This is a genomic window from Rhizobacter sp. P1_G5 (genome assembly GCF_056405435.1).
This window is the reverse complement of sequence record NZ_JBFUCB010000158.1, coordinates 1-10,726: the sequence shown is the minus strand read 5'-3', so window position 1 is coordinate 10,726 and position 10,726 is coordinate 1. Positions and strand designations below refer to the sequence as shown.

The window sequence follows — 10,726 nt, the reverse complement described above, 5'->3', positions numbered from 1 at the left end:
GAGAACAGCAGGGCCGGGCGCTCGAACGCGGCGACGGTCTCGCGCAGGATGAAGATGGCTTCTTCCTCGAGCCAGTCGAGGTGGGATTGATCGAGACCGGCCGTCACGCGCCCGGGCGTCACGCACTCGCGAAGGGAGGGGTCGTCATTCAGCTTCATGGGGTCCTTTGTCGTTGGGCGTTCGCGCTCAATGGATGACGCGGAGCCCGGCAGTCACCAGGGACGCGCACAACAGCCCGCGCGTCACTTTGTCCGGCAGGGATCTGATCAATCGCGCGCCCAACCAGATGCCGGGCAGGGATCCGACCAGCAGGCTGGCGAGCAGCAACCAGTCGACGTTCCCAAGCGCCGCATGCCCCAGGCCCGCGACGAGCGTGAGCACCGCCGCATGGGCGATGTCGGTTCCGATCAGGCGTTGAATGGGAAGTCGCGGATAGAGGACGAGGGTCAGGGTCGCGCCGATCGCGCCGGCGCCAATCGAACTGAGCGAGACCAGGGCACCCAGCAGCAGACCCGCCAGGACGGTCAAGGCCCGCCTGCGCGATGTCGTGAGCAAGGCGTCAAGCTTCAGTCCGAGCGCGTGACAAAAGGGGCGACAGGCGACCGCGGCCGCCGTCATCAGCAGTGCCACGCCCAGCACCTGCATCATCAGGTGGCTGACCCCCTTCGTCATGCCGGTGTATCGCATCAGCATGATCGTGATGACCGTCGCCGGGATGCTGCCCAGCAACATCCAGGCGACGATGCCGTAGTCGACGTGGCCTTGGCGGTGGTGGGCGATCGATCCGTTGGTCTTGGTGATTGCAGCGAACCACAGATCGGTGCCGATGGCCACGGGCGCGCTGAGATGGAAGACGCCCATCAGCAGCGGCGTCATCAGCGAGCCTCCACCCACGCCGGTCAATCCGACGATGGCACCAATCACGAATCCGCTCGCTACTGCCAGCCAGTCCATGACGTCCCGATCTTGAGGTGCCGGCCAGGGCCGGCGCGGTGGTGTCGATTCAAGGGTTGCGGCGTCGCGCCGAGTTCAGGCTGAACTCAGACGTCGAGCCGCACCTCTTGCCTAGGCGAAGCTGTGCTGTGGCGCGGCATCGTGCCCGGCGACACGAAACACGGAGATCGCCACAGACAGCTTCTCGGCCTGTTGACGCAGGCTCTCGGCCGCAGCCGAGGTCTCCTCGACCAGGGCGGAGTTCTGCTGCGTCGTGTTGTCCAGCTGCGCCACCGCCTGATTGATCTGGCCGACACCGGAGTTCTGTTCCGAGCTGGACTGCGTGATGTCGGCGATCAATTCGCTCACCTTGCGAACCTGTTGCACGGCCTCGTCGATGGTCTTGCGTGCCGCATTGACCTGCAGGGTGCCGGCATCCACCTTTTCCACGCTGCTCGTGATCAGGCCCTTGATCTCCTTGGCCGCGTCCGCCGAGCGCTGGGCCAGGTTGCGCACCTCGGCCGCGACCACGGCAAAGCCTCGGCCCTGCTCGCCGGCGCGCGCCGCCTCGACAGCTGCATTGAGTGCCAGGATGTTGGTCTGGAAGGCGATGCCGTCGATCACCGTGATGATGTCGGAAATCTTGCGGCTCGAATCCTGGATGCCTTCCATGGTCTCGACCACACGCTCGACCGCGCTGCCGCCTTGCCCGGCCACCTCGGACGCCTTGCCCGAGAGGAGGTTGGCTTGACGCGCATTGTCGGAATTCATCTTGACGCTGTCGGCCATCTGCTGCATCGACGCGGCGGTCTGCTGCAGGCTGGAAGCCTGCGACTCCGTGCGCGAGGACAGGTCAAGGTTGCCATGGGCGATCTGCGTCGCAGCGGTCACCACGGTGTCGACGCCGACGCGCACCGTGCTGACCATGCTGGACAGATTGGTCGTCATGAGATTGAGCGAGCCCAACAGTTCACCGATCTCGTCACGCGACCCGATCCGCGCCTGGCGTGTGAGGTCGCCCTTGGCCACCGCTCGGGTGATGGTCACCGCTTCGGTCAGCGGTCGCGTGATCGACCGTGTGATCGCCAGCGCTGCCGCCACGCCCACCAGCATGGCCGCTGCAGCCAGGCCGCCCAGCGTCCACAGCACGGCCTGGTAGGTGGCCCGGCCCTGCTCGATCATGCGCCGGGCATTCGCATCGCTGTGCGCCAGCCAGGCGTCCTTGGCCTTGATGAGGTTCATGTTGTCCACGCGAGCCTCACCCAGCATGATGCCGACGGCGACGTCCCGCTGTGCCGGATCGTCGAGGATGGTGCGCGACGCCGCCATGACCTTCTCATTGGAACGCACGAAGGTGTCGAACCTGGTCTTCACTTCCTGCCAATTGGCGCGATCCTCGTCGTCCTGGAACAGCGCACGCGCTGAATAGTCTTCCAGCACATTGCGTGCGGCTTCGACCGACTTGGCGGTCATCACCTCGGCCTCCTTCTTCTGTTCTTGCTTGCCGAGAATGTGGAGGAACGAGCGGCGTCGCGCGTCGTCGGCGCTGCGCATGAACTCGGTGACCAGCTTGTAGGACGCCATGATGTGGCTGTCGTAGTACTCGGTGTGCGCCTGCAGGCGATCAGCCTGCACCTTGGCCGTGAAAGCCAGGACCGCCAGCATGGCCAGCAAGACGGCGAAGCCGGCGCTCAGGCGCGTACCGATCTTCACATTGGACAGGAATTTCATCCTTTTTACTCCCTTTGATAGACACAAAACTATGTCACCACTATCGGCAGGATGGGAGATTCATAGAGCCAGAAAAGACCAACAATTAACCATTAATTGAATCCATGAGTGATTGTCGATCTTCGTGCATCAGGCCGCGCAATTGACATGGATCAATGCTGATCAATTGCCACACGGGCATCAATCTGTAGATGCCCCATCGAACGTGAAATGTTCGAGCTATTTGCAAATCGCCGTCGAAATGCTTATCTGTCAGTTGTGACGAGGCGGGAGGTAATTGGTCCCGCTTCGCCGCATTGTTCGAGGGAATGGGGCAGCAGCGTCCGGCGGAACATGTCGCCACAGAAGGCACCCCCAGTGCCAGGGAGTCGTCGATGTTTTGCGCCAGCCATTCCATTCCCCATGAAGATTGCCCGCATTGCCGGAAGACCGTGTCGGCGATGCGCCCGACGGTGTTCGCCGAACTGGCCGCGGCCGAATTGAGTGCAGGCACCGTGTGCTGCCTGGGCTGCGACCTGGTCTACCGGGAAGCCCTCGACGCCTGCCCGCGCTGCGCCCGGCCGCACCCGACGCGCAAGCTCCTGCCCGATGCGATGCGGCAGCCGGTGGCCGACCTGTACGCGTTGACCTTGCGTGACATCGCTGGAGCCCACGTGTGAATGCAACGCCCGAGCATTTCCCGGCGGGTGTCGACGAGCGTGACCTGTTGCGGGCGCTGTTGGACAACTCGCCGGATCACATCTACTTCAAGGACAGGCAGTCCCGCTTCATCAAGTCCAGTGCGGCGCAGGCATTCCAGTTCGGGATGACGACACCGGACGGCTTGATCGGCAAGTCGGACTTCGATGTCTTCTCCGAGGCGCACGCCAGGCCCGCCTTCGACGACGAGCAGGAGATCATCCGGACCGGCCAGCCGATCGTCGGCAAGGTCGAGCGGGAAACCTGGGCGGATGGGCGGCCGGACACCTGGGCCTTGACAACGAAGATGCCGCTGCGCAACCAGGTCGGCGAGATCATCGGCACCTTCGGCATCACGAAGGACATCTCCGAACTGAAGGAAGCCGAACGCCGCATCGGCGAGGTGCATCGGCAGTTGCTCGAAGCCTCGCGCCTGGCGGGCATGGCCGAGATCGCCACCAATGTGCTGCACAACGTCGGCAACGTTCTCAACAGCGTCAACATCTCCGCGGGCCTGATCGGCGACCGGCTTCGCGCCTCCAAGCTCAAGGGGTTGAGGCGCGCGGTCGGCCTGATGGACGAGCACGCCGACGACCTGGGCGATTTCCTCACGCACGACGCCCGGGGCAAGCTGCTGGTGGGTTACCTGCGCGAACTGGCGCAGACGCTGGAGGCGGAGCAGGCGGCCATCATCGAGGAACTGGTCCTGCTCGCCAGGAGCGTCGATCACATCAAGGAAGTCGTCGCGACCCAGCAATCGTATGCGGGCGCATCGAGCGTCGTCGAATCCTTGAAGGTCGATGACCTGCTGGACGATGCGCTGCGCATGAACGCCAGTGCACTGACCCGTCACAAGGTCGACGTCGTGAAGCAGGTTTCCGGTCTGCCAGCGCTGCCGCTGGATCGACACCGGATCCTGCAGATCCTGGTGAACCTGATCAGCAATGCCAAACACGCGATGAGGGGCGCACCCCCGGGCCAGAGCCCCTGCATCACGCTGGGCGCGGCGCTGCAGCCCGCCGCGGACGGGCATGTCCTGCGCATCACGGTGGCCGACAACGGCGAGGGCATCGCGTCGGAAAACCTCGTCCGCATCTTCGTTCATGGCTTCACCACCCGCAGCAACGGGCATGGCTTCGGCCTGCACAGCTGCGCGCTGGCAGCCCGGGAGATGGGCGGAACGCTGAGTGCGCAGAGCGACGGGGTCGGACAAGGCGCCACGTTCGTCCTGGCGATCCCGATCGTCCCGCAGGAAGGAACGCCATGACACGCGGCCAGAACCGGCGCATCCTGCTCGTCGACGACATGCCGGCGATCCACGAGGACTTCCGCAAGATCCTGGTGCCGCCACCGGCCGACGCCGGGCTCGGCGCCACCGAGACGGCGCTGTTCGGCGACGAGCCGCAGGAGGAGGCGCGAGCCTTCGAGCTCGATTCGGCCTACCAGGGGCAGGAGGCCCTGGTCCGGGTGCAGGCGTCGCTGGCGGCGGAGCGGCCCTATGCACTGGCTTTCGTGGACATGCGCATGCCACCGGGCTGGGACGGCGTGCAGACGATCGAGCGCCTGTGGCAGGCCGATCCGCGACTGCAGGTCGTCATCTGCACCGCCTATGCCGACACCTCGTGGGACGAGGTGCTGGCGACACTCGACGTGCGCGACCGGCTGCTGATCCTCAAGAAGCCGTTCGACGCGATCGAGGTGCGCCAGCTCGCGAGCATGCTGACCGCCAAGTGGCAGATGACGCAGGATGCAGCCGCGCAGCTCACGCGCCTGGAAGACGCGGTCGTCGAGCGCACGCGCGAGATCACGAGCACCAACGAGGCGCTGCAGGCCGAGGTGGCCGAGCGCAAGCACCTGCAGGGGCAGCTGGTGCAGTCGGAGAAGCTCGCCTCGATCGGCCAGCTGGCGGCCGGCGTGGCGCACGAGATCAACAATCCGATCGGCTACATCTTCTCCAACTTCGGCACGCTGGAGGACTACCTCGGCAAGCTGTTCAAGATGCTGGCAGCCTACGAAGCCGCCGAGGCCCAGGTCGGCTCGCCCGATGTCGCCGCGCGGCTGCGCAAGCTGCGCGATGACATCGAGCTGGAGTTCCTGAAGGAGGACATCCCGGTGCTGATGCGAGAGTCCCGGCAGGGCATCGTGCGCGTGCGCCAGATCGTGCAGGATCTCAAGGATTTCTCACGTGCGGATTCCTCGCAGGACTTCCAGCTGGCGGATCTTCACCAGGGCATCGACTCGACCCTGAACGTGGTGGCCAACGAGGTCAAGTACAAGGCGGACCTGGTCAAGGAATACGGCGTGATTCCCGACGTCGAGTGCCTGCCGTCCCAGATCAACCAGGTCGTGATGAACCTGGTGGTCAATGCGGCGCAGGCGATGGGAGAGGAACGCGGCCGCATCGTGATCCGCACCGGCGCGACGGTCGACAACGAGAACATCTGGCTGGAAGTGGGCGACACCGGATCGGGCATTCCGCCGGAGACGCTCAAGCGCATCTTCGAGCCCTTCTTCACCACCAAGCCGGTCGGCAAGGGCACCGGTCTCGGTCTCTCGCTGTCGTACGGGATCGTGCAGAAGCACCACGGCCGGATCGACGTCGACAGCGTCCTGGGCCAGGGCACGACGTTCCGCGTGACGCTGCCCGTGCGCCGCATCACGAGCGCTCCCGCGCTGGATACGCCCTGATGGGTCTATCGACAAGCCTTGCACCTCTCGAGGATGGCGCGCACCATGGCCGCTTGGAAGTGAATCCTGCCATGGGAGCCGTTCATGAATGCATTCAGCGCTGAGTACTTCGCCAATTTTCATCGCTTCGCGAAGCGGCTTGAAGACGGGCTGGTCGATACCGAGGATGCGAATTTGTTCGAGGTGCGCGGCTTGGTGAAACAGGAGATGAGCGGTGAGCGCAAATGGCGACTCACGGCCGCAGGCCATCGCATGATCGACCTGGGGGTGCCGCCTGCGGGCCATTTCCCGTGAAATCACGGCGTACGCATGGCCAGCCACCAGAGCGGCAGCCCGAACGTCAAGGCATTCGTCGCGTATCTCGAGCAGGTGTTTCCGGGTCCGCCGTGAGTTGAAGGACGCCGCGCGCGTCCTCGCGCAGATCGGCGGCCAGCCGCGCGGCCCGCGCCAGGTCGGCCGTTCGGTGCCCGTCGGTGAACCGGGCGCGCACCGCATCGACCAGCGCTTCGGCCTCGCCGGCGCGGCCGCCATCGACCAGCAGTTCGGCCAGGCTGAGCGCCGCGCGCAATTCCAGCGCCAGCGCGCCTTGCCGCCGCGCCAGCCCCAGCGACTGCCTGAAGAGCGCTTCGGCGCCTGGACGCGCGTCCTGCCGCAGCAGCTCGCCCTTGATGCGAAGCAGCTCGGGCAGGAACCAGCGTTCTGCTGTCTGTTCGCACAGCGCGAGCGCATCGTCCAGCGTCGCCAGCGCCTCGCCGGGCCGGCCCGCCAGCGCCTGGCCGCGGGCCAGTGCGGCGCTGTAGAACGACTGGCGCAGGCCATATCCCGATGCACGCAGCTGGCCGAGCAGGCCCGCGAGCTCGTCGACGCAGGCACCATCGCCGCGCTCGATGCTGATCATGCCCTGCAGGCAGCGGCTGAGCAGGCACCACACGCTGAGTGCATGCTGCCGCAGGTGCGCGCGCAGGCGCAGCATCAGCGCGTCGGCCGCCGCCAGGTCGCCGGTGTAGAGCGCGATCGGGATGGCGGTGTGCCCCAGCGCATTGCACAGCGAGACCGGGTGGCTCGCGGCCTGCGCACTCTCGACCGCCTCGTGCGCAATGCGCACCGCCTGGTCGGCCAGGCCTTGCAGCCACAGCACGGTGGCCAACGTGCCCCGCGCGACGACGCGCTGGTCGAACTGGAAGCGGGAGATGTCCGCATGCTGCACCGGGTCGGCGTACGCCCGCAGCACCTTCTCCAGGCGCGCGCGGGCGCTGCCCTGCCGGCCGAAGTAGTGCAGGTTGGTCGCGATCAGGCGCTCCGCGCCCAGCCGGTCGGCGGCATCGCCGTGCCGGCGTGCCGCGTTGCGCAGGCGGCGCAGGTAGCCCAATGCCGTGCGGTACTGGCCCGCAAAGACCAGGTAGACCGACAGCCCCCACAAGGTGCGCAGCTGGAATGCGGCATCGCCGCCGACGTCGGCGTCGCGCAGCGCGGCCTTCCACAGCGCATCGGTCTCGGGGCGCGGCCCGCGCGTGTAGAGCGTGGCGAGCGCCAGCGCCGCGGCCAGCTGCATGCGGTCGCGCAGTGCCAGCAGCGATTGCCGGGCGCCGATCGCCAGTGCCCGTTCCGCGCCGTCGCGGCACTCGTCGAGCAGCGAGAGCTGCGTCCACAGCGGGATCGCGCACACCGTCAACGCGATGCCCAGCCGCGGGTCGCCCGCGGGCGAGAACGCCCAGGCGAGCGCGCCGCGCACGTCGTCGACGCGGTGGCCGTGCGCGGCCACCCAGTCGGCGCTGTGCTGGTGGCGCGCCTCGCGTTCGACGCGCGCCAGCACGTCGACCAGGTGCTCCGCATGGCGCCGGTGCAGGTCGCTCGCCTCCCCGCTGTCGTGCAGCTTCTGCGTGGCGAAGGCGCGCGTGGTGTCGAGCAGCCGGTAGTGGACCTCGGCGCCGCGCACGTCGGCGCAGACCAGCGACTTGGCCGTCAGGCTCTCGACGRCCGCCACCATGTCGCAGTCGTCGCCGGCCAGTGCGGTGGCCGAGGCCAGCGTGAACGAACCGGCGAAGACCGCCACGCGGCGCAGCGCCATGCGGTCGTTGGGCGCCAGCAGGTCGTGACTCCAGGCGAGCGCCGCCGCCAGGCTGCGGTGCCGCGGCGCCACGCCACGTTGTTCGAGCCCGAGCAGGCGCAGCCGGTCTTCCAGCAGCAGCGACAGCTCGCGCAGCGTGAAGGCCTCGACCCGGGTCGCGGTCAACTCGATCGCCAGCGCGATGCCGTCGAGCCGCTCGCAGATGCGGGCGACGACGGGTGCATCCGCATCGGACAGGCTGAACCCGTCGAGGCAGGCCGCGGCGAGCTGAACGAACAACTCGACGGCAGGGAAGGCCAGCGCCTCGTCGGCGGTGAGCTGCGCATGCGGCGGCGGCGCCGGCAACGGGGCCAGGCGGTGCACCGTCTCGCCGCGGATGCGCAAGGGCTCGCGCGTCGTCGCCAGCACCAGCACGCCGGGCGCGCCGGCCACGATGCGATCGACCAGCGCTGCCGCCGCGTCGAGCAGGTGCTCGCAGCCGTCGAGCACCAGCACCAGCCGGCGCGGGCGAAGCGCCGAGACCAGCGCGTCGGCCGCATCGTCGCCATGGATCGCGAACCCGAGCGCGTTGGCCACCGCCATCGGCAGGAAGCGCGGATCGGCCAGGGGGCCCAGGTCGACGAAGTGCGCACCGTCCGGATGGCCTTCGGCGAGTGCCGCGGCAACCGCCAGCGCAACGCTGGTCTTGCCGATGCCGCCGGCGCCGGTGATCGTCACCATGCGCCGCTCGGGCAGCGTGCGCGCCAGTGCCGAGACGACCTCGGCGCGGCCGACCAGGCGCGTGGCGGACTGCGGCAGGCCGCTGCTGCGCGCCGGATGGGCGCTGCCGTCGCGCTCGTCGGTGTCCATGCGGCGCACCGGCGCGACGAAGCGATAGCCCAGCCCGGTGACGTTGGCGATGTAGCGGTGACCGGGCCGGCCATCGCCGAGCGCACGGCGCAGCCCCGCGATCGTGACCTTCAGGTTGCTCGGCTCGACCACCATGCCGGGCCAGGCGCGCGCCATCAGGTCGCGCTTGCTGACGAGGGTGCCGGGCGATTCGACGAGCGTGCGCAGCACCTCGAGGGCCCGGCTGCCCACGCGCACCGGCGTCTCGCCTTCGAGCAGCAGCTGTTGCTGCGCCAGCAGGCGGAACGGCCCGAAGCAGAAGACCCGGTGGGCGGATGCGGGGTGGTTCATTGGGGCTCGATGCCGGCCGCGTGGATCAGGCGCTTCCAGCGGCGGCGGTCGGCAGCGACGAAGGCCGCGACCTCGCTGCGCGGCATCGGCGGGTACGGGATCAGGCCCTTCGCGGCGACCGCCTGCTGCACCGCGTCGCCGGCCAGCGTCGCCGCGATCGCGCGGTTCAGCCGGTCGAGGATCCCGGCCGGTGTGCCGGCCGGTGCGAACAGGCCGTTCCAGGTCGACACCTCGAACGCCAGCCCCAGCAGGCTGGCGACGCTGGAGACGCCCGGCAACCACCGCAGGGCTTCGGTGTCGCACGACGCCAGCACCCGCAGCTTGCCGGCGGCCACCAGCTGCGACACCGCACTCCACGAATCGACCATGAAGGTGGTGCGGGCCGCCACCAGGTCGGCGGTGGCGAGCGGGCCGCTGTAGGGGATGTGCGCGAGCCCGGCAGCACCGACCTGGCGCACGAACAGCGCCGCGGCAATGTGGCTGGCGGTGCCGTGGCCATACGACCCGTAGCTGCTGCTCGTCGCGTGCCTGCGCAGGTGAGCCACCAGCTCGTGCAGCGTGCCGATGCCCTGCAGGCTGCCGACCACCACCACCAGCGGCTGCCGCACGGTCAGCGCGATCGGCGCGAAGGCCTGCTCGGGGTCGTAGGGCAGGGCGGTGAAGAGGTGGGGATTGATCGACAGCGGCGTGGCCGTCGTGTAGAGCAGCGTGTTGCCGTCGGGCGCCGCGCTCGCGACCGATCGCGCACCGATGGTGGCGCTGGCACCGGGCAGGTTCTCGACGACGAACCGGCGGCCCAGCCGGGTGCCCAGGTCCGCTGCGAGCAGCCGGGCGAGCTGGTCGGTGGCGCCGCCCGGTGCGAACGGGACGACGAAGGTGACGGTGTCGCCCGCCAGGCCAGGCGGCCGCGCCCGGCCGGGCAGCGACAGCGCCAGGGCGGCGCCGGCCACGGCCTGGAGGGCCTGCCTGCGCGAAACGTGCGTGAGGGGCAGTCCGAGGTTGCGCATCCCGAGCCGAGAAGTACTCGCGTCCAGAAGGGACGCATTCTCTGCTCAGTGCATCTTCAACACCACCCTCTTCTGTCGGGTCAGGGCCTCTGTCGGGTCATCTCACTCGATCGATCGCAGCAGTTCGACCCGGCGGTTCGACAGCAGCGGAAGGATGCGCTGCACCACCACGCCCTGGTAGTGCGCCGAGGCACGGTGCGCCTCGATCGCGGCCTGGTCGYGGTAGCGCTCGACCAGCAGCAGCTCGCCGGGCGGGTCGATGCCGCGGAAGACGTCGTAGCCCAGGCAGCCCGGCTCGGCGAGCGTGGGCGGGCGCAACTCGGCGACCAGTGTCAGCACGCTGTCGACCGCGCCGGCATTCGCCTGCCAGCGTGCGACGACGGTGATCGGTCCTGTCGTGTTCACCGAAGATCCTTGCGGAGAACCTCCACGAACCTCCACG

9 protein-coding genes and 1 pseudogene are annotated in these 10,726 nt (G+C 68.1%); 4 read left to right on the top strand and 6 right to left on the bottom strand.

The window, feature by feature from the left end; translation table 11 throughout:
• The 3 genes and pseudogenes from AC1D12_RS13370 to AC1D12_RS13360 form a co-directional block, all read right to left on the bottom strand.
• Positions 1-158, bottom strand: a pseudogene (locus tag AC1D12_RS13370) (sulfate adenylyltransferase subunit CysD); the annotation flags it as partial.
• Between the two features lie 28 nt (positions 159-186).
• Positions 187-954: a sulfite exporter TauE/SafE family protein gene (locus AC1D12_RS13365; RefSeq protein ID WP_477840903.1), complete on the bottom strand. Its 768-nt coding sequence runs from the start codon at positions 952-954 to the stop codon at positions 187-189.
• A gap of 111 nt (positions 955-1,065) precedes the next feature.
• Positions 1,066-2,664 (bottom strand): methyl-accepting chemotaxis protein, encoded by a 1,599-nt coding sequence (locus AC1D12_RS13360; protein WP_477840901.1) that lies wholly within the window; start codon positions 2,662-2,664, stop codon positions 1,066-1,068.
• Positions 2,665-3,095: 431 nt separating this feature from the next.
• On the opposite strand from AC1D12_RS13360, the gene AC1D12_RS13355 reads away from it, so the two are divergent.
• The 4 genes from AC1D12_RS13355 to AC1D12_RS13340 all read left to right on the top strand — a co-directional run bounded on the left by AC1D12_RS13355 (position 3,096) and on the right by AC1D12_RS13340 (position 6,324).
• Entirely contained in the window at positions 3,096-3,323 is a 228-nt protein-coding gene (locus AC1D12_RS13355) for a hypothetical protein (protein WP_477840899.1), read from the top strand.
• A complete protein-coding gene (locus tag AC1D12_RS13350; protein WP_477840897.1) occupies positions 3,320-4,609 on the top strand; it encodes an ATP-binding protein in 1,290 nt (429 codons plus the stop codon). Before AC1D12_RS13355 ends, AC1D12_RS13350 begins: the two co-directional genes overlap by 4 nt.
• Positions 4,606-6,030: an ATP-binding protein gene (locus AC1D12_RS13345; protein WP_477840895.1), complete on the top strand. Its 1,425-nt coding sequence runs from the start codon at positions 4,606-4,608 to the stop codon at positions 6,028-6,030. Before AC1D12_RS13350 ends, AC1D12_RS13345 begins: the two co-directional genes overlap by 4 nt.
• Before the next feature lie 84 nt (positions 6,031-6,114).
• Positions 6,115-6,324, top strand: coding sequence for a hypothetical protein (locus tag AC1D12_RS13340; RefSeq protein WP_477840893.1), 210 nt, complete (start codon positions 6,115-6,117; stop codon positions 6,322-6,324).
• A 46-nt stretch (positions 6,325-6,370) separates the two neighbouring features.
• Here AC1D12_RS13340 and AC1D12_RS13335 read toward each other — a convergent pair whose 3' ends face one another.
• From AC1D12_RS13335 to AC1D12_RS13325, 3 genes are all read right to left on the bottom strand, one after another.
• Entirely contained in the window at positions 6,371-9,277 is a 2,907-nt protein-coding gene (locus AC1D12_RS13335; RefSeq protein WP_477840891.1) for an ATP-binding protein, read from the bottom strand.
• A complete protein-coding gene (locus tag AC1D12_RS13330; protein ID WP_477840889.1) occupies positions 9,274-10,227 on the bottom strand; it encodes a Bug family tripartite tricarboxylate transporter substrate binding protein in 954 nt (317 codons plus the stop codon). Before AC1D12_RS13330 ends, AC1D12_RS13335 begins: the two co-directional genes overlap by 4 nt.
• 159 nt (positions 10,228-10,386) lie before the next feature.
• Positions 10,387-10,689 (bottom strand): putative quinol monooxygenase, encoded by a 303-nt coding sequence (locus AC1D12_RS13325; RefSeq protein WP_477840887.1) that lies wholly within the window; start codon positions 10,687-10,689, stop codon positions 10,387-10,389.
• Between the last annotated feature and the right edge of the window lie 37 nt (positions 10,690-10,726).